General features: G+C 40.0%; 18 protein-coding genes and 1 riboswitch. Of the genes, 6 read left to right on the forward strand and 12 right to left on the reverse strand.

All coding sequences use genetic code 11. The annotated features are described in order from the left end of the window. Position 1 precedes the first annotated feature (1 nt). From ACH63V_RS03730 to ACH63V_RS03750, 5 genes are all read right to left on the reverse strand, one after another. Complete coding sequence (locus tag ACH63V_RS03730; RefSeq protein WP_396462782.1) at positions 2-1,060, reverse strand: SPOR domain-containing protein; 1,059 nt, start codon at positions 1,058-1,060, stop codon at positions 2-4. Beyond that, entirely contained in the window at positions 1,051-2,337 is a 1,287-nt protein-coding gene (folC, locus tag ACH63V_RS03735; protein ID WP_396462783.1) for a bifunctional tetrahydrofolate synthase/dihydrofolate synthase, read from the reverse strand. The genes ACH63V_RS03730 and folC overlap by 10 nt, the downstream gene beginning before the upstream one ends. Then, complete coding sequence (gene accD / locus ACH63V_RS03740) at positions 2,334-3,230, reverse strand: acetyl-CoA carboxylase, carboxyltransferase subunit beta (RefSeq protein ID WP_004705709.1); 897 nt, start codon at positions 3,228-3,230, stop codon at positions 2,334-2,336. The genes folC and accD overlap by 4 nt, the downstream gene beginning before the upstream one ends. Then, positions 3,227-4,030, reverse strand: a complete 804-nt coding sequence (trpA, locus tag ACH63V_RS03745; RefSeq protein WP_016804527.1) for a tryptophan synthase subunit alpha — start codon at positions 4,028-4,030, stop codon at positions 3,227-3,229. Before trpA ends, accD begins: the two co-directional genes overlap by 4 nt. Before the next feature lie 245 nt (positions 4,031-4,275). After that, on the reverse strand, positions 4,276-5,325 hold the full coding sequence (locus ACH63V_RS03750) for an AraC family transcriptional regulator ligand-binding domain-containing protein (RefSeq protein WP_396462784.1): 1,050 nt from the start codon (positions 5,323-5,325) through the stop codon (positions 4,276-4,278). A gap of 121 nt (positions 5,326-5,446) precedes the next feature. Here ACH63V_RS03750 and ACH63V_RS03755 point away from each other — a divergent pair, with 121 nt between their 5' ends. Then, positions 5,447-6,322, forward strand: coding sequence for a metal-dependent hydrolase (locus ACH63V_RS03755; RefSeq protein WP_396462785.1), 876 nt, complete (start codon positions 5,447-5,449; stop codon positions 6,320-6,322). Between the two features lie 8 nt (positions 6,323-6,330). Here the strand turns inward: ACH63V_RS03755 and ACH63V_RS03760 are convergent, their stop codons facing one another. The 5 genes from ACH63V_RS03760 to ACH63V_RS03780 all read right to left on the reverse strand — a co-directional run bounded on the left by ACH63V_RS03760 (position 6,331) and on the right by ACH63V_RS03780 (position 10,352). After that, a complete protein-coding gene (locus ACH63V_RS03760) occupies positions 6,331-7,326 on the reverse strand; it encodes a DUF2804 domain-containing protein (RefSeq protein ID WP_263614556.1) in 996 nt (331 codons plus the stop codon). 268 nt (positions 7,327-7,594) lie between these two features. Then, a complete protein-coding gene (locus ACH63V_RS03765; protein WP_002051387.1) occupies positions 7,595-7,807 on the reverse strand; it encodes a hypothetical protein in 213 nt (70 codons plus the stop codon). 152 nt (positions 7,808-7,959) lie between these two features. After that, on the reverse strand, positions 7,960-8,469 hold the full coding sequence (locus tag ACH63V_RS03770; protein ID WP_396462786.1) for a DUF1543 domain-containing protein: 510 nt from the start codon (positions 8,467-8,469) through the stop codon (positions 7,960-7,962). 10 nt (positions 8,470-8,479) lie between these two features. Further along, positions 8,480-9,709, reverse strand: coding sequence for a tryptophan synthase subunit beta (gene trpB, locus ACH63V_RS03775; RefSeq protein ID WP_049065708.1), 1,230 nt, complete (start codon positions 9,707-9,709; stop codon positions 8,480-8,482). Beyond that, entirely contained in the window at positions 9,693-10,352 is a 660-nt protein-coding gene (locus ACH63V_RS03780) for a phosphoribosylanthranilate isomerase (protein ID WP_396462787.1), read from the reverse strand. Before ACH63V_RS03780 ends, trpB begins: the two co-directional genes overlap by 17 nt. 126 nt (positions 10,353-10,478) lie before the next feature. Next, a riboswitch (cobalamin riboswitch) is annotated at positions 10,479-10,686 on the forward strand. 23 nt (positions 10,687-10,709) lie between these two features. Here ACH63V_RS03780 and ACH63V_RS03785 point away from each other — a divergent pair. From ACH63V_RS03785 to ACH63V_RS03795, 3 genes are all read left to right on the forward strand, one after another. Next, positions 10,710-12,560, forward strand: coding sequence for a TonB-dependent receptor plug domain-containing protein (locus ACH63V_RS03785; protein WP_396462788.1), 1,851 nt, complete (start codon positions 10,710-10,712; stop codon positions 12,558-12,560). A 96-nt stretch (positions 12,561-12,656) separates the two neighbouring features. Then, complete coding sequence (locus ACH63V_RS03790) at positions 12,657-13,235, forward strand: cob(I)yrinic acid a,c-diamide adenosyltransferase (RefSeq protein WP_068564952.1); 579 nt, start codon at positions 12,657-12,659, stop codon at positions 13,233-13,235. Positions 13,236-13,308: 73 nt separating this feature from the next. Next, positions 13,309-14,022 carry a glycerophosphodiester phosphodiesterase gene (locus ACH63V_RS03795; RefSeq protein ID WP_396462789.1) on the forward strand — a complete coding sequence of 238 codons (714 nt, stop codon included), beginning with the start codon at positions 13,309-13,311 and terminating at the stop codon, positions 14,020-14,022. A 28-nt stretch (positions 14,023-14,050) separates the two neighbouring features. On the opposite strand, the gene ACH63V_RS03800 is transcribed toward ACH63V_RS03795, so the two are convergent. Next, positions 14,051-14,581, reverse strand: coding sequence for an META domain-containing protein (locus ACH63V_RS03800; protein ID WP_263614560.1), 531 nt, complete (start codon positions 14,579-14,581; stop codon positions 14,051-14,053). 208 nt (positions 14,582-14,789) lie between these two features. Here ACH63V_RS03800 and ACH63V_RS03805 point away from each other — a divergent pair, with 208 nt between their 5' ends. Further along, positions 14,790-15,962, forward strand: a complete 1,173-nt coding sequence (locus ACH63V_RS03805) for an acyl-CoA desaturase (RefSeq protein WP_304456688.1) — start codon at positions 14,790-14,792, stop codon at positions 15,960-15,962. A gap of 113 nt (positions 15,963-16,075) precedes the next feature. Continuing rightward, positions 16,076-17,518: a YdiU family protein gene (locus tag ACH63V_RS03810; RefSeq protein WP_284084386.1), complete on the forward strand. Its 1,443-nt coding sequence runs from the start codon at positions 16,076-16,078 to the stop codon at positions 17,516-17,518. A gap of 141 nt (positions 17,519-17,659) precedes the next feature. On the opposite strand, the gene ACH63V_RS03815 is transcribed toward ACH63V_RS03810, so the two are convergent. Further along, positions 17,660-17,968, reverse strand: a complete 309-nt coding sequence (locus ACH63V_RS03815) for a hypothetical protein (RefSeq protein WP_032062584.1) — start codon at positions 17,966-17,968, stop codon at positions 17,660-17,662. Positions 17,969-18,040 lie beyond the last annotated feature (72 nt).

Here is an 18,040-nt window from a genome sequence, read left to right on the forward strand (position 1 = left end):
ATTAGCGTTGATCTAATGGCACCCAATCAATGACCCAAGCTGACTTCATATTTAAACTAGAGTCAGACGTAATTTTCTTACGAGCTGCATCTGCAGTATCACGGTCTTTCGCTGGTCCAACCATAATACGAATACCTTTACTGGTTGGGCTTGTCGTGACCTTATAACCTTTAGCGCGTAGTTTAGAAACAACAGCATCTGCATTTGCCTGATTAGCAGCCAATGCAACCTGTACCATCCACTTTTTATCGCCATTTTCAAGCAGCTCACGCGCTTTCTCAGCTTCAGCTTTTTTCTCAGCCTCGGCTTTATGCTTAGCTTCAGCTTTCTTTTCTGCTTCAGCATGTTTCTTAGCTTCAGCTTTCTTGTCGGCTTCAGCCTGATGTTTAGCTTCTTCAGCCTTTTTCTCAGCTTCAGCCTTATGCTTTTTAGCTTCAGCAGCTTTCTTTTCAGCCTCGGCTTGTTTCTTAGCCTCGGCTGCTTTTTTATCAGCTTCAGCCTGACGTTTTGCCTCAGTCGCTTTTTTGTCGGCTTCAGCTTGTTTCTTTGCTTCAGCAGCTTTTTTATCGGCATCTGCTTTAGCTGTATCTACTGGCTTTTTTGTATCAGTCTGCTGTCCTTTTGCCTTACCTTCCGCACCTGCAACCTCAGGAGGGATGTTATCCGAACTTTCTTGTGCAGCAGCACGACGAGCATTAATCGCAGCATATTCTGCAGCAGCTTTACGCGCTGCGTCTGCCTCTGCCTGTTGTTGCATTGCCAAGAATTCGGCAGCACGAGCTTCTTGTTCCGCTACAGCTTTTTCACGGGAACGACGCTGCTCTTCAAGAAGACGTTTTTCTGTTTCCACATCCACTGCAAGCGGCTGTAGTTGTACCATTTGCCCTTCTTGTGCTGATTGCTTTGGTTTAGCTTGTGGCTTCGGTGATGTAGAGGTTTGTGGTTCAGCGCCCACATGTTTTATTTCTTCATTTCCTTTTAGAAGTAATGCTGCCAATAAAACACCACCACCTAATAAAACAACGCCACCCATCCAGCGTTGTTTGTTATTCATTGACATTCTTCCAAATACTCCCAAATCGCTTCTAAAGTATGAAACGAACCACAGGCTAAAATCAGCTGATTGTTATTTGTTTGCTCAAGCGCTGATTTAAAAGCCTCTTTGATATTGCCAAATTGTTGTATTGTCTGGCCTTGTAAGGCGTCATTCAATTGCTGAATCGGTGCAGCACGCGGCACATTCAACTCAGCAATTTTCCAATGTAAAACAGTAGGTTTCAATAAATCGACTACTGATTTTATATCTTTATCTGCCAGCATTGAAAATACTGCGACAACTTCTGTGTACTGTTTATTGTATTCTAAGAAATTTCGCAATTGCTTTAACAAAAATTCAACACCATGTGGATTGTGTCCGGCATCAAAAATTATGGTTTTTCCATTGAATTGACGCACTTCAAAGCGTCCTGCCAAGCGTGCATTTTCAGTACCCTGCTCTAGTGCCGATTGTGAGATTTCAAGGCCACTATTTAATACGGCAGCAACCGCTCCTGCAATATTTTCAATCGCAAGTGACCCTAGTGGCAGTTTTAAAGTAGTTCCTTCACTTGCAAAATACCAATGTTTTCCATCACTGGCGAGTTTATAAAAATAGTCTCTATTAATTGCGTATAGCGTCGCTTGTGAACTATTGGCTTTATCTTGAATGGCTTGAGGTAAAACTTGCTCGCCTGCAAAAATTACAGGAATATCAGGGCGAATAATGCCTGCTTTTTCAAAAGCAATTTTCTCGATGGTATCGCCTAACCAGTCAGTGTGATCAAGACCGATATTAGTGATTACAGCAATATTAGGGTCGATGACGTTGACAACATCAAGACGTCCGCCTAAACCGACTTCAAGCACCCATACGTTGCATTGTTGCTGCTTAAAAATGACAAAAGCAGCCAAAGTGGTTGCTTCAAAAAAAGATAGGCTTAAATCGCAATCGCGACGAGCCTGATCAACTTGCACAAAAGCGTCAATCAGGCTTTGATCACTAACCTCGACTCCACCTAACTTGACTCGCTCGTTAAAACGATAGATATGCGGTGATTGATACAACCCAACTTTATAGCCTTGCGCTTTTAATATAGACGCAAGTGTAGTGGTGGTTGAACCTTTCCCGTTCGTTCCGGCAACAGTAAAAACTTTAGCAGCGGGTTTAGTCACGCCTAATTTTTCTGCTACGGGAATAACACGTTCCAGACCAAGATCGATCCCTGTAACGTGAACATGGCTCCAATAATTGAGCCATGTATCTAACGAGTCTGTTGAAAGTGGAGCTTGTTGTTTCAAGGTAAGTTCATCAATTTCGATACAAGTCGAGATACAGTATCACGTAAAGCATGACGATGAACAATCTGATCGATTACACCATGATCAAGCAAATATTCAGCACGTTGGAACGGTTCTTCCAATGTTTCACGTACAGTTTGCTCAATTACACGTTTACCAGCAAAGCCGATCATTGCTTTAGGTTCTGCAATATGGATATCACCCAACATTGCTAAAGAAGCTGTTACACCACCATATACTGGATGTGTTAACACCACGATATAAGGTAAACCCGCATCTTTTAATTTTTGAATTGCAGCAGAAGTACGCGCCATTTGCATAAGCGACAACATACCTTCTTGCATGCGTGCACCACCAGAAGCTGCAAAGCAGATTAATGGTTGGCGTTTTTCAATTGCAAGCTCAGCCGCCTGAACAAAACGGTCACCTACTACAGTACCCATTGAGCCGCCCATAAAGTCGAACTCAAAAGCACATGCAATCATGTCTACGCCATTTAAGTTACCTTGCATGGCAATTAATGCTTCCGTTTCACCAGTTTTAGTTTGCGCTTCACGCATACGTTCTGGATACGGTTTGCTATCAACAAACTTTAATGGATCTTTCGCACTAAACTCTTGACCTAATTCAGTCACAACATTGTCGAAGAACCAGTTTAAGCGATCGCGAGCTTTCATTTTTAAGTGTTCATCACACTGTGGACATACATACGCGTTGAAAGATATAGCGGTACGTGTCACTAAAGCATGACATTCAGGGCACTCAATAGTCGGCTCAGTAAATGTTGCTTTAAGAGTCTGTTGCTCATCTGCAACTTCAATACCTGGAACTGGACGCTGTGTCCATGGCGTCGAAGGGCTAAGAACTTTCCCTGATTTCACTTCTTGATTCATACTAACTCATCGAGCGCTGCTCGAAGCTCCTTGACTTTATTCACCGTCTGTTCAACAGCTTCATCAGCTGTTAACGTTGCAAAAGATTTAACGAAAGCACTACCTACAATCACGGCATCTGCAACGCTACCCATCGCTTTCGCTGAAGCAGCATCACTAATTCCGAAACCAACGCCAACTGGAACGTTAGTTACACTTTTGATTTTTTCAATACGCGCAGCCGCTTCAGAGGTATCTAAAGTCGCTGCACCTGTTACACCCTTAAGTGAAACATAGTAGATAAAACCGCTTGCCTGATTTGCTACGTGTTGAATACGTTGATCGGTTGAAGTTGGTGCAAGTAAGAAGATTTGGTCCATATCATGCTGTTTTAAAATCGCACCAAACTCTTTTGACTCTTCTGGTGGTAAGTCCACAAGTAATAAGCCATCTACCCCACATTGTTTCGCATAAGAAACAAACTTCTCATAACCAATCACTTCAACAGGATTGAGATAACCCATCAAAACTACAGGTGTTTCCTGATCCTGTTCACGAAACTCTTTTACCATGTTCAATGCATCTAAGGTGTTAGTCCCTGCCGCAAGTGCGCGTTCCGCAGCAAGCGCAATAACCGGACCATCAGCCATTGGATCTGAAAATGGTAAACCAAGCTCAAGAACGTCTACTCCTGCCGCAACCATTTTATGAAGTAACGGAACAGTTACTTGTGGCTGTGGATCACCCGCCATAACATAAGATACAAGCGCTTTACGTTGTTGGGACTTAAGCTTTTCAAAACGGGTGGCAAGACGTGACATAGGGTTGTGCTTTCCTTGAATTATTTAAAATTGAGGAGTTGTTTGTAGAAATACAAGAACACCGCATTTTAACGCTATTTTTTGCTCATTGAACAGGTCTAACGTTATGGCGATATTCGATTGTATGATTCATACAACCCATGGCGTACATTTATCAATATTTTGAAACTTTTCTCAATGATCAAAGCTTCCTATTTTTGGACCATTATTCGTTTGCAATTTGAATAAAAAAAACATCAAAAACTCTATTTCTCTGTATTTTTATGGGTGAGTTGCAATTGCTTTTTACGGGTTAATAACGTTTGCCCTGTTAAATTTTTATGTGCCCTTGCAAGTGCAGACTGATCGGAATAACCCAACTGGTCAGCAATTGCAGTAAGACTTTCATTTTGACTTAACAATATCTCGCAGCGCTTCATGCGCTCAGTATCTAAAATTAATTTAAATGAAGTGTTTAAGGCCTGTAGTTGACGCTGCAAGCTTCGTACTGAAACATTAAGTTCGATGGCAATATCTTCTATTTTTGGAGCCTGCTGCTTGTGCTTCAAATATTCTTGTACGATCCAATGTATTTGCTGAACTAAATCAGTATGTATTTTTCGTTGAACCAAAGCTTCTTCAGCTTGTTTCACTAAAAGCTGCACTAAAGTTGGGTCTGCATGCTGGGGACGAACATTTAAACTTTCACTTGCAAAAGTTAATGCATAGTACGGTCGGTCAAATGACAATTTGCACTGAAAGAAGCGTTGATAATGAACCAATGGTCCCCGAGGTCGGTGTACAAACTCGACATGCTGTAAAAGAAAATCATGCAAGGGAGCAATCTCTTTAGCAAGCTGTACCATTGAGGCTAAGGTTAACTCACTAAGTACAATATTACTGTCATCAACCAAAGGCCAATACAAGCGAATTTTGTAAGCATCTTGCTCGATTTGTATGGGGACAACTTGCTCCCCATCAATGACTAGACGGTGGAATTTGGCAATATACTTAACCACTTGACCTAAGGTATCACTTCTAGATGCCATGTAACCCAGCACGCCAAAGTTGGCAGGTGTAATACAAGCTGCCATTTCTAAAGCTAAATTGGTCACTTGTAATTGAGATTCAGTCAGTTCTAAAAGCTCAATAAAAAGATGCAAAGAGGACTGAGCATCAATAGAGGCAGATAAAATATTTTGTATTTGCCGAGTTTGAGTATCATTTAAATTGAGTGACTGCCAAGTGATTCCCTTTTCTTTTAAATACGTATTCCAAAGATAAAAGTATCCATTTGAGATCGTAAACTCTTGCATGGCGTTTCCTTTTTTTACTGCCATCTTGTCGCAAACTGTATAAAAATTGGCGATAACTGTCAAAACAAAGCCGACCATTCACGACATACTAATGAAAAGCTTAGTTGCGAGAAATACAAAGATGAACGCACATGTTTCTTATCAGGTCGAGCCCGTGGTTCGCAAAGATCTAGATTTCCATTTAAACGAAGCGCCACGCTTTTGGTTTAATAACGATCCTTTTTTGACTCGCATGTTTGATGCACTCAGCTTAACCTTTCCAGACGGAGAGCGTTATTTCATTGAATGTGTGCGGATGTTCCGTGACAAAATTGATGACCCGGAACTACAAAAGCGAGTTGCAGACTTTATTAAACAAGAAGCTCAACATGGCATTGCCCATGACAAAATGAATCAGCTCATGAAAGAACAAGGTATGCCTGTGGATGAGTTCACAAGCACACTTAAAAGGATTTTCCGTTTTGAGCTCACCAAACGTTCACCACAATACAATATTGCCATGACAGCCGCAGCTGAACATTTAACAGCATTAATGGCAGAAACCTTTTATAGCAATAAAAAAACCTTGGAAAATGCTCATCCTTATGTACGCGCGCTGTTTGCGTGGCATGCCATTGAAGAAATGGAGCATCGCGATGTAGCATTTGATGTCATGAGACAAGTAGGTGAAGTTCCAGAGTCAACACGTCGCTTTGTACTTGTTTTAACAACTGTACTCATGTTTGGTTTTACACTTTATAGAACCAACATTATGTTGAAATGTGATGGCTTTAGCCCTAAAGAAAGGTTATCGATGACACTCAAAGGTTTACCTTGGTTCTTTGGAAGAAATGGCACATTAACGGCTATGAAAAAACAATATTTGGACTGGTTTAAAAAAGATTTTCACCCAAGCCAACATCCTGTTATTCGTCAGTATCCTGTTTGGATTGAAACTTTAGAAAAAACAAATAACCCAATCGCAGCGGGAGAAGCATTTTGGCAAGCAGGTTTATAACCTGCTTGTTACCACTTTGCATAATGTTGTTCTAATAGCCCGTATTGCTCATTGCAAGTGATTGTATCGATTGCCTCATGCTCAATAGTGCCGCTAATTTTGGCTTGCCACTGATTGAACTGGCTTCCGATCATCCTTAAATTAATATTTTCGTATCGACACCAACCAATATGGACGTGCAGATTAAGCTTTTGATCTAAAGAGCTAATTTTCCATGTCTCATCATTTATTTTTTCAAATAAAACATCTGTAAGTGGAAATAAAACGCCATTCACCCATAAACAGTTTTCATTACCAAAACTTTCATTAACCCCAGAAGCCAAATTTAGCCCAATACGTCGCCCCTGCTCATCCCAAAAATTACATGAAAGCCAAAACCAAGCGGTCTCAGGGCGTAAAAAACCACAAGTATCATCAAGCGATGCAAATGTCTTTTCATCGAATTGTATAAGTTGATTCTGTTTATTAATGAACATTCCCTCTACAGCCAAAGTGGTCTGCTTTTGGGTATACGTCCAACCATTAATACCTGTTGGGGTACACAAACTTAAAATATCTGTTCCAGCACAAAAAATACGGGCACTTAGGCAAATTTCACCATATTTAGTCACCCGAATGTATCGCACACCATTGGCATGCTGAATATCGATCTGATAAGGCGATTTAGAAAAATAGCTTTGATTAAACAATGGCTGCTCATCAAGATGAGTTTTATGGCCTAAAGGTTGAATGGCATTCCACTCAATGACTTGCCCCGTTTCATGATCATAAATATAGAAAAAGCCATGCCCAACCCAACCAATATCTGCAATTGCGAGACCAATACTGTAATGCTTATGCTGAATGCCACAGAATTTAAATTTTTTATACTTTAATTGCTTACGCCAGCCCTTTAAGACCTTGCCATAAGGCGTTTTATAGATATAACGTTGTACATGAATGGTCGACGGTACAGATTCAAAACGCCCATAACGAGGCTGTCCATTTTCTTGAATTAAATCCATTATTTATTATCCGTTGATTTCCTGCTCATCTATTGACTAATAATAGACTGATCACTGACCAATTGGCTACTCATCTGTTTTGATCTTCAAATGACTTTTATTGAGTCATAAAAAAAGAGCATATTGATATGCTCTTTTTTTATGTTATTCACTTAAATCTATATACGATAACTTAAACTCTTTGAGGGTCTATTTCAGTAGCTATGACCCAATCCATCAACAAAATCAAATTCAACTCATGATTTAAGTGTAATTCAATTTTTAAAAGTTAAGCGTCATCATCACTTGCTTGTTCAGGCTCTGATTCTTGCTCGTTACTGTCCTGATTTTCCAATTTTTTCTCAGCGATTTTTGCTGCTTCATAGCCAGCAAAAGCACCTGCTGCTTTTTCTAGAAAACCTGCATCTGGATCTAATTTATCGACGCCTTGTTCCGCGATAATTGCACCAGCAATTTTACCTACTTCATCTAGAAGACCCATTTTGATTACTCCAAAGAGCTTATGTTGAGCTTCTAGTCTAGGCAGATGGATTGTAAATAGTGCTACAAAAAAGTTGCGATTTGAGAGAGCTATAGATGAGATCAGCAACTTTTTATATTTTATTTTTGCCTTTAAGCTTTTTTTAAGAACAGTTAAAGAAGTAAATAAGTATTTTCCCAACGCGTTGGATTGAACTCACCTTGTACTAATTGGATATAACGGCCTGCAATATGGTCAATCGGAACACAATCATCAATATCTACTACACGGTCGGTATGTGGTTTATGCCATTCCTGATCAATAAACTGTTTACCTAATTGTTTGGCACTTACCGCATCTGATGCCACGACCAAATGGTAACTATGTAACTCACCAAAGGCATTAGGTGTATATCCACCCAGATTAATCAAATACAACTTCAGATCTGAAGCTGACGGCGCTGCATCAGAAAAATGAATTTGATAATTCTGTCCTTGAGAGTTAACACCAGAGAGCTTGGCCCAAGCATCGATATGCAACCCTTGAGCCTCACCAAACCAAGCCTGTTTAAGTTGAGGATAGACTTCTTCCAAAGTATTCCCTACAGCCATAACAATATCATGGACTTCTGTATTGGCACGTGCATGACGTCCACCCAACATCACCATAAACAAACTTGGCATTTTTTTCCTCTTACATCTCGACCATTTCTACACCATCAATGCGTGCAACTGTCATTAAATCTTTATCACCACGACCTGAAACAGTCGCAATAATAATCTGATCTTTAGACATGGTTGGTGCAAGCTTAGAAACGTATGCCATAGCGTGTGAGCTTTCAAGCGCAGGAATAATCCCTTCGATTTTAGTTAAGTCACGGAAACCTTGTAAAGCTTCTGTATCATTAATTGGCACGTACTGTACGCGCTTCATATCTTTCAAGAAGCTATGTTCAGGACCAACGCCCGGATAATCAAGACCCGCCGAGATACTATGTGTCTCGATAATTTGGCCTTGTTCATCACTCATTAGGTAAGTACGGTTACCATGTAATACACCCACATGGCCTGCATTTAACGGCGCAGAGTGTTTACCGGTTTCGATACCGAAGCCAGCAGCTTCAACACCATACATTTTCACATTGGCATCATTTAAGAATGGATAGAACAAGCCCATTGCATTTGAACCACCACCCACACATGCAACTAATGCATCTGGTAAGCGACCCGCTTGCTCCAAAATCTGTTTACGAGCTTCACGACCAATAATCGACTGGAAGTCACGAACAAGTTGAGGGTAAGGATGCGGACCTGCAACTGTACCAATGACATAGTAAGTCGTATCAACGTTGGTTACCCAGTCACGCATTGCTTCATTCATGGCATCTTTCAGCGTTTTAGAACCACTTTGTACAGGTACAACAGTCGCTCCCAATAAACGCATACGATAAACGTTCATGGCTTGACGTTTAACGTCTTCAGCACCCATGTACACAACACATTCAAGACCTAAACGTGCTGCAATTGTTGCTGTTGCAACGCCATGCTGACCTGCGCCAGTTTCAGCAATAATACGTTTTTTGCCAGAAAGCTTTGCCAATAACGCCTGACCAATCGTGTTGTTTACCTTGTGTGAGCCTGTATGGTTCAAGTCTTCACGTTTAAGGTAAATTTGCGCACCACCTAACTCTTTTGACCATCGCTCAGCATAATAAAGTGGACTAGGACGACCTACATAGTAGGCGAGGTCACGGTCGAATTCTGCCAAAAACTGTTCATCATTTTTCATGCGGGAATAGAGATTTTCTAAATCTTCTAATGCCGCCATGAGTGTTTCTGACACAAAACGTCCGCCATGGATACCGAAATGCCCATTTGCATCTGGGAATTGGGTATAGTCAATCACATTATTTTGCTGATCCACGTTGGACTCCTTGCATAAATCGTTCAATGAGTTGTTGGTCTTTTATACCTTTTGCGGACTCTACGCCTCCGCTCACATCTACTGCAAAAGCACCGGTAGTATGAATAGCGTCAATGACATTGTCAGGGGTTAAACCACCTGCCAAAATTAATGGAATATCAAGTTTCGGGAATTTAGACCAGTCAAACTGATGTCCTGTGCCCCCTTTGAGCTCAGGATGCCACGCATCGAGCAATACAGCACTGGCACCAGCCGCCTGATATTTTTGAATTTCAGCAATTACATCTAAATCAGGTTTAACCTGAATCGCTTTATACCAGCGACGCTTACAATGGCGAGCAATATCTTGGCATTGTTCTGGAGTTTCATCGCCATGTAGTTGTAATACATCTAGGGGAACACAATCAAGTACATCCTGAATTTCAGCGGCACTCGCATTTACAAACAAACCTACCATTTGTACATAGGGCGGAACGTGTTTTGCTAATTCTTGTGCTTGTTCAACTGTTACATTTCTTGGACTTGGCGGGAAAAAAACAAAACCTATTGCATCTGCTCCAGCTGTGACTACTGCTTGAACATCCTGCTTACGCGTAATTCCACAGATTTTTGCTCGTGTACGTTTTTGGTTTGATGGGCTCATGATCTGCCTAAACTACAACCATTTTTTAAAATAAACGCCATTGTAATGCAATTTTTGCCCCTTGCGTAAAAGTTCTCTGGGAATTGCTCGAAATGACATTGTAGGAAGTAATTCGGCACTTTATACTGCGTTCAAATGGAAGCAAGTGTAAGCAATTGATGCTTTAGGGAAGCTGGTGAAAGTCCGGCACTGCCCCCGCAACGGTAACAATGTAAAGCATATTTTTTAAGTCGAGATCGACTTACACCACTGCAGTAATGTGGGAAGGTGAATATGTCCATAAATTAAATATGGCGCTGAAGTCCGGAGACCTACTTGTTTCATCTATCTACCCGATCATTCACGTGGGGTGAATGTATGGAGCATGTTATGTCTAAGTCTTTTCAACCTACTCGTCTGGTAGGGGCTATCGCTATTGCGATGGGGTTTTCACCTGTTATTTTTGCTGAAGATACAACGAATGTAACTCAGCTTGATCCAATTGTAGTGACTGCTTCAAAAAGCGCTGAAAAAGCAAGCGAAGTTCCGGCTCGTATTTCAGTGATTGATGAAAAAACCATTGAGCAGAATCCATTATTAAACGTTTCAGATATTATTCAACGAGACCCATCCATCTACGTAAAACAAAGCGGTGGTCTAGGTCAGATTTCTGAAATTTCTCTTCGTGGTACTAAATCAGTTCATACATTGGTTCTTAAAGATGGCGCTCGTTTAAATAGTCAAAATGAACTTGGTCCTTTATATCCAGCATTTTTAGATACAACAGATGTTCAACAAATTGAAATCTTAAAAGGCCCAGCATCAGTTCAATATGGAAGCGATGCTATTGGCGGTGTAGTTCAGTTAATTTCTAAAAAACCTGAGAAAACAAGTGCTGAGCTAACAGGTATTTATGGTGAAAATAATACCTATAAAACTATTGTTAATGCCAATCTTGTAAGTGATCAAGGTTTCTATGCTCAAATAGGTGGACAACGCTTAGAAAGTGATGGAACACGTATTTTTGAAAGCCAACCAGAAAATGAAAAGGCTGGATATGATCAAAAAGGTTATCACGCTAAAGTAGGTTTCTTTCAAGAAAACTTAATAGATGCTTCTGCTTCAATTAGTGAAAATAAAGGCACTAATGTTTTCAGTAATGATTACATAACTAACACAGCACAGCGCCTATTTGAAAATCGAGTTATCAACACGAAAGTTGCTTATAATATTTTGCCTGATCTCATCATCAATGCACACTATGCAAATGTTCAGGATAAACAAAATGTTCCTGCTTACGACTCATATTACAATACTGAAAACAATGAAAGCGATCTAAACCTGAAATGGAAATTTACTCCAAATCAGAACATTTTGGTTGGTGCAACATATAACGATGCAAATTATAAAAGTAATACCATTCTTAACTCAGATAAAAGTGTAAATAGCACGGGATATTATTTACAGCATCAACTCAAGAATGATCTTTTTGACACCCAAGTTGGCGTTCGTTTAGAAGACAACCAACGCTTTGGTACTCATACTGTTGGACAAGGTGCTATCCGCTATCATTTCTTACCTAATGCTAGTGTATATGCAAATATCGGCAGTGCTTTCAGAGCCCCAACCTTGAATGAACTATATTCACAATGGGGAGGTAATGAAAACTTAGCGCCAGAAAAAAGCACTTCTTATGAAATGGGTGTGAACTATGATCTTACCTCTAATGTGAGTACTAATTTTTCTGTTTATCATACAAAAATTAAAGATCTTATTGCCTACAATGCAGGCACTAATACAAATATAGCTAAGGCGAATTTTACTGGTGGCGAAGCTGGAGTAAAGTGGCATCAAGATGATCTATTCTTATCTACTGAATATGCTTACGTAAAAACAGAAAATGAAAAAGACAATACAGAAATTGCTTATCGCCCTCGCCAGACTCTCACTGTAAGTACAGGTTTAGAGAATGCAGTGTATGGAATTAGTGCCTCGTTAATCGCTAGAGCTAAATCTTATGCAGATTCTGCAAACTCTATGCGAGTACCAGGTTACGCAACAGTAGACTTAAATGCTTATTGGAACGTTATTCCTAACGTAAAATTATTTACCAATATTCAAAACGTAGGTGATGTTCAATATCGTGAAGTATTAAATACATATCCTTCAAATGACTGGTATGTTAATTCAGGTCGCCAAGCTTCTGTTGGCGTAACTTTCCGTTATTAATTTCTCAATCTGATTATAAAAATATTTTCTTAACTCCAGTTTCGGGGTAATGTTTTGACCGACATTATCCCCTTTTTTATGTTCAGGATATCCATCATGGGACACCGTTTAAGCAAAATCTATACACGCACAGGCGACTCAGGTACCACAGGTTTAGGTGATGGCTCTCGTGTTGCCAAAGATGATTTACGAATTGCGGCACTTGGTGATGTTGATGAACTGAACGCAATTATTGGTGTACTCCGTGCACAAATCACAGCCAGCCAAGTGACTAATAAAGCAGATTGGGACAAAAGCCTGAGCTTGATTCAACATTGGCTTTTCGACTTAGGTGGCGAAGTCTGTATTCCAAATTACAATTTACTTCAGCCCGTTTGTATTGAGTTTCTGGAAAAAGAAATTGACCGTATGAATGAAGATTTGCCTATGCTGAAAGAGTTTATTCTGCCATCTGGCTCTTTATCTTGCAGTTATGCTCATCAAGCGCGTGCTGTTTGCCGTCGTGCAGAACGGTCACTCATGTCGGTACAAACGCGTGATCAAAATATTCAAGCCACGGCGCTTCAACTTTTGAACCGTCTATCAGACTGGTTATTTGTGGCATCTCGTGCTTTGCAACGTGCCGAAGGTGGACAAGAAGTCCTTTGGCAAAAAAATATTAATGAGATTATTTAAAAATAGACTAATTTAAGTATGGTCTCTACTTTTGAAGAGACCATAACCAACAATAACTGAATAGAAGAAAATTATGCGCATTATTGGTCATCGTGGTGCACGCCGAGAAGCTCCTGAAAATACATTAGGCGGTTTTCAGCACATAAAAAATTTAGGTATTCGTGGTGTCGAATTTGATATTCGCCAGCTTCAGGACCAAGAGTTGGTCGTTATTCATGACGATAATTTTTTACGTACAGCTGGAGTCGACCAAATTGTTGAGCAATCTACTTTGGCTCAAGCTTTAACATTTGATCATCGCCAAAACTGGCCCAACTGGCCAAATTCAGAGCCAACACCCACTCTTACAGGTGTTTTAAACCTGCTTGATAACTTCGATCATATTGAAGTTGAGGTTAAAGCTGTCAGAGATATGGCTTTTGCAGAAAAGTTAGTTCAAAAGCTTGAGTCTGAATTACAGGGTTATGAAAAAGTCGTAACTATCACAAGTTTCGATCTTCAAATTTTAACTGCCTTACGTGATATCAACTCACAATTTAAGCGCGGTTTGTTAGTTGAAATTCCAGTTGGAGCCACAGCAATTGAACTCGCTCATCAATTTGGTTGCTGTCATATTGGTTGGTATGACCAACTTGCTACAGATGAAATGATTCAACTATCTCATCAAGCAGGTTTAAACATTAGTGTCTGGACAGTTAATGATGTAGAAAGAGCAAAAAAGCTCCGTGATTTAGATATTCAGGGGTTAATTACAGATATTCCCACAACAATGCTCGAAGCACTTTAAATATAAAAAAGGTGGTATTAACCACCTTTTATTTTTTCTCTGCCTGAATCAGGCGTTGTCCACTCTGATCAAGTAAATACAAGGTATTACCTACCAACTGGAAGCGTTGAATACGTTGTAAAGAGTCAACTAGTTCTGCTTCTTGAGCCAAAGCGCCATCACAACTTGAATGACCCGCATTCACTTCCATATCAAGTTTCTTTTGGTTGAAATCGAAAGTATAGCGTCCAAAAACACGATTACATCCCGTATGACCAGACACCGTTTTGACTGCTGAGTTCAATGAAAGAGTCGGCCATTGGTTAAAGAATTTGGCTTTATGACCGTTGATTTGAGTAATTTGCCAGTCAATATCTTGAACACCTTCTGGGCTCACTTTCTTTTTGACTACTGGTGTTTGTACATGGTGTGTGGGTTTTACATGGCCTTTTTGAATATTTTGTTGCGGCGTGCTTTGACATGCTGCCAATACAAGGCTGATTGCGATGAAAAGACATTTCAATGGCAATTTCCCTGCAATATCAATGCTATTCTTTTTTCTCAATCGCTGTATTTTCATTACACAACTTCTCCTATCTGAAATGTTGCCAAGCATGGTTTAATTCTGTTACGGTTCTTTCAATACATCTGTACAATAATGTTAGTGATTCTCACTATGCACGTGCTAATATGATGTGCAAAATAGCAATAAATCTTGATGATTGGTTTTGCTATGTCGTTTTGTCTTTTTACCTTGTATGACAAGGTTTCTAGGAGCGCTGCCGGATATGACTTCCGCCCCACTCAAGGCCCCAATTAACTGGACCGCTAGCATTACCTTAATTGGTTTACCAATTCTTGCTGCAATCATAATCCCGATTTATGCGTATTATTATGATTTTAGTGTAAGCGCATGGGTAAGCTTATTTTTTCTTTTAGCTTTAAGTAGCATGGGGATTACTGCTGGTTACCATCGTCTTTGGGCACACCGTGCTTATGAAGCGTCATTACCACTTAAAATTCTTTTAATGATTGGCGGCACATTTGCTGTACAAAACAGTATTCTGTTTTGGGCATCTGGTCACCGTACTCACCACCGCCATGTTGACCATGTGGATGAAGATCCGTATTCAATTGAACGTGGTTTCTGGTATGCCCATATGGGTTGGATGATCCGCGATCATTCTCCATCTAAACCTGACTTTAAAAATGCACCTGATTTGCTCAATGACAAACTGGTGATGTTCCAACATAAATACTACGCCTTGATGGTCGTAGCAGTTCACGTTGGTATTTTAGGTTTGGTTGGCTGGGCAACTGGCGATTTATGGGGTGTTGTACTTCTTGGTGGTCTATTACGTTTAATTATTAGCCATCAAGTTACATTCTTCATTAACTCACTTTGCCACATGTTCGGTAAACGTCCTTATACCGATGAAAACTCAGCACGCGATAACTTCTGGTTAGCAATTGCAACTTGGGGCGAGGGTTATCATAACTATCACCATATTTTCCAGTACGACTATCGTAATGGTGTGAAATGGTGGCAATATGACCCAACTAAATGGTTAATTTGGACATGTTCTAAAGTTGGTTTAGCAAAGAACTTACGTCGTATTCCAAGCTTTAATATTAAAAAAGCAGAATTGGCAATGAAGTTTAAATATGCTGAACAAGATCTTGCTATTTATGGTCATGACGTAAATGCCGATATGAGTCAAATGAAGCAACGTATTGCTCAAGAATATGAAGCATTTACCCACACTTTAAATGACTGGGCGAAACTCAAAGAACAAGAGTTACAAGCTAAGAAAGCAGCTATGGCTGAAAAGATTCATAAAATGGATCATAAGTTAAAAGTTGATTTCCAATTGCTTGAACATCGTTTGAGTCATCACCGTGAGTGTTTAGAAACTTTAATGCGCAACATTAAAAAGAACACAAACGTCGTACCAGACTAATACGACTCTAGTTCGAAATAGCGCCTGTAAAGCCATGCTTTGCAGGCGCTATTTTTTTGGCTCGTTTTTAACTATGGTATAGTGAAGTTCGCCTCAAATATTTAGTCCAGCCTATGCAATTCAATCCGCTTTATTCATCACTCAATCCTAAGCTTTTTCATATACAGCAGCCCACTCCTCTTCGTGGTGCGAAAGCTGGGCATTTCAATTTGGCTTTAGCCGAAGAGCTTCAATGGACGGATGAAGAAAAAGAAGCATGGGTAGAAATTTGCAGTGGTCAGCGGACTTTCCCAGAGTTTTCACCTTTGGCAATGGTTTATGCAGGCCATCAGTTTGGACAATGGGCAGGTCAGCTAGGCGACGGACGTGGTTTACTTATTGGCCAAATTCTTAATAAAAAAGGCCAAACCATCGATTTGCATTTGAAGGGCGCAGGTCCTACTCCCTATTCGCGTATGGGAGATGGTCGAGCAGTTCTACGTTCAGTTGTTCGTGAATATTTAGCAGGTCATGCCTTAAATGCGCTAGGAGTCGCATCGAGTCATGCAGTAGGTTTTACAAGCTCTGCTCAAGGTGTACAGCGTGAAAAACTAGAGCCAGGCGCAATGCTGCTTAGAACATCTGAATGTCATATTCGTCTAGGTCATTTTGAATGGATCAATCAATATGCACCAGAGTTATTAGCTGAGTTCACTCAAAAATGTATTGAATGGCACTATCCAGAATGCCAAAAAGAAGAACAACCTGTTTTAGCTTTTGCTAAAGCTGTGATTAGAAATACAGCCATCATGATTGCCAAATGGCAGCTGGTCGGTTTTGCTCACGGCGTGATGAATACCGATAACTTAAATATTACAGGTTCTACACTCGATTTTGGTCCATATGGTTTTATGGAACGCTTTCGCCCCAATTGGATTAACAACCATTCTGACTACCAAGGGCGTTACACCTACCAAAACCAGCCAAGTATTGCACACTGGAACCTATGGACTTGGTTAAATAATCTAGTTCCACTTGCTGAACCTGAGCAAAAAGAGCAATTCAAAGAGGAATTAGCTGCTTGCTTAGAAGAGTTTGAGCCCACCTTTATTGAGCACTACACCACTGGATTGTGCAAAAAAATGGGGCTCCCTCATTTCCACAAAGATAGTACTGAATGCGGCTTAAGCTTTTTGCGTATTTTGCAAACGGAGCAGCTTGATTACACTCAAAGCTTTATTCGACTACAAAATAAAGAATACAAAGCACTACGAGATGATTGTCTTGATATACGACAATTTGATGCTTTCCTTACTCAATATCAAAGCATTCGTGAACATCAAGATACAGATGAACTTGATGCAAACATGCAAGAAGCAAATCCGATTTATATTTTACGTAATCACATGGCACAGCGAGCGATTGAAGCAGCGGAGCGTGATGATTTTAGTGAGGTAGACCGTTTGTTTAAGCTACTCAATCATCCTTATACACGACAGCCAGACTTGGAAAAACCAGAAGATTTAGGCCCATTACCAAGCGATGTGCCTGATGTAGCGGTGAGCTGTTCGTCTTAATATTAAAAAACTAAAACTCTCTTAAGTGACTTAAGAGAGTTTATTAAACATCAAAGAATAATATATGAAATTAGATTCATGATTAATTGAGTAATAAAAAAGGCATCTCGAAAGATACCTTCTTTTTAAGGCTAAGTTTATCTATGACTTGCGATGCTGATCTAAGTATTTTTCAATTCTTGGATCATTAGCTTTGAGTTTCATAATAGTCGCAGCATCCATATAATACTCTTTAACGTATACATCATGCCCCGTACTTGATTTACTAGGAATGCTTTTTCTTTCGATATATTCATTCCAATTATCATCAAGTCTAAGTTGACTCATTGCTGTTGCTGGGTTCGCACTATCTAAATCATTTTTAGCTTTAGAATTACGAACGACATTTCCATTTAACAATTGAATTAACAACTGCGCCTTGTGTGTACCGATTTTCGGTAATTTGTACATAATTTTCTCCTATGCACAAGTTTAAGGGCGGTGGAAATAGTCGCTTCAAAAATAGGAACCTATTGCATATCT

This window comes from Acinetobacter sp. ABJ-A23_2, assembly GCF_044538765.1.
GTDB lineage: Bacteria > Pseudomonadota > Gammaproteobacteria > Pseudomonadales > Moraxellaceae > Acinetobacter > Acinetobacter nosocomialis_A.

What these genes read in the sequence shown, in the direction of transcription:
- ACH63V_RS03730 (WP_396462782.1), bottom strand. Translation starts at nt 1,060, where the DNA reads ATGTCAATGAATAACAAACAACGCTGGATGGGTGGCGTTGTTTTATTA.
- accD (WP_004705709.1), bottom strand. Translation starts at nt 3,230, where the DNA reads ATGAATCAAGAAGTGAAATCAGGGAAAGTTCTTAGCCCTTCGACGCCA.
- trpA (WP_016804527.1), bottom strand. Translation starts at nt 4,030, where the DNA reads ATGTCACGTCTTGCCACCCGTTTTGAAAAGCTTAAGTCCCAACAACGT.
- ACH63V_RS03750 (WP_396462784.1), bottom strand. Translation starts at nt 5,325, where the DNA reads ATGCAAGAGTTTACGATCTCAAATGGATACTTTTATCTTTGGAATACG.
- ACH63V_RS03755 (WP_396462785.1), top strand. Translation starts at nt 5,447, where the DNA reads ATGAACGCACATGTTTCTTATCAGGTCGAGCCCGTGGTTCGCAAAGAT.
- ACH63V_RS03760 (WP_263614556.1), bottom strand. Translation starts at nt 7,326, where the DNA reads ATGGATTTAATTCAAGAAAATGGACAGCCTCGTTATGGGCGTTTTGAA.
- ACH63V_RS03765 (WP_002051387.1), bottom strand. Translation starts at nt 7,807, where the DNA reads ATGGGTCTTCTAGATGAAGTAGGTAAAATTGCTGGTGCAATTATCGCG.
- ACH63V_RS03770 (WP_396462786.1), bottom strand. Translation starts at nt 8,469, where the DNA reads ATGCCAAGTTTGTTTATGGTGATGTTGGGTGGACGTCATGCACGTGCC.
- ACH63V_RS03780 (WP_396462787.1), bottom strand. Translation starts at nt 10,352, where the DNA reads ATGAGCCCATCAAACCAAAAACGTACACGAGCAAAAATCTGTGGAATT.
- ACH63V_RS03785 (WP_396462788.1), top strand. Translation starts at nt 10,710, where the DNA reads ATGGAGCATGTTATGTCTAAGTCTTTTCAACCTACTCGTCTGGTAGGG.
- ACH63V_RS03790 (WP_068564952.1), top strand. Translation starts at nt 12,657, where the DNA reads ATGGGACACCGTTTAAGCAAAATCTATACACGCACAGGCGACTCAGGT.
- ACH63V_RS03795 (WP_396462789.1), top strand. Translation starts at nt 13,309, where the DNA reads ATGCGCATTATTGGTCATCGTGGTGCACGCCGAGAAGCTCCTGAAAAT.
- ACH63V_RS03800 (WP_263614560.1), bottom strand. Translation starts at nt 14,581, where the DNA reads ATGAAAATACAGCGATTGAGAAAAAAGAATAGCATTGATATTGCAGGG.
- ACH63V_RS03805 (WP_304456688.1), top strand. Translation starts at nt 14,790, where the DNA reads ATGACTTCCGCCCCACTCAAGGCCCCAATTAACTGGACCGCTAGCATT.
- ACH63V_RS03810 (WP_284084386.1), top strand. Translation starts at nt 16,076, where the DNA reads ATGCAATTCAATCCGCTTTATTCATCACTCAATCCTAAGCTTTTTCAT.
- ACH63V_RS03815 (WP_032062584.1), bottom strand. Translation starts at nt 17,968, where the DNA reads ATGTACAAATTACCGAAAATCGGTACACACAAGGCGCAGTTGTTAATT.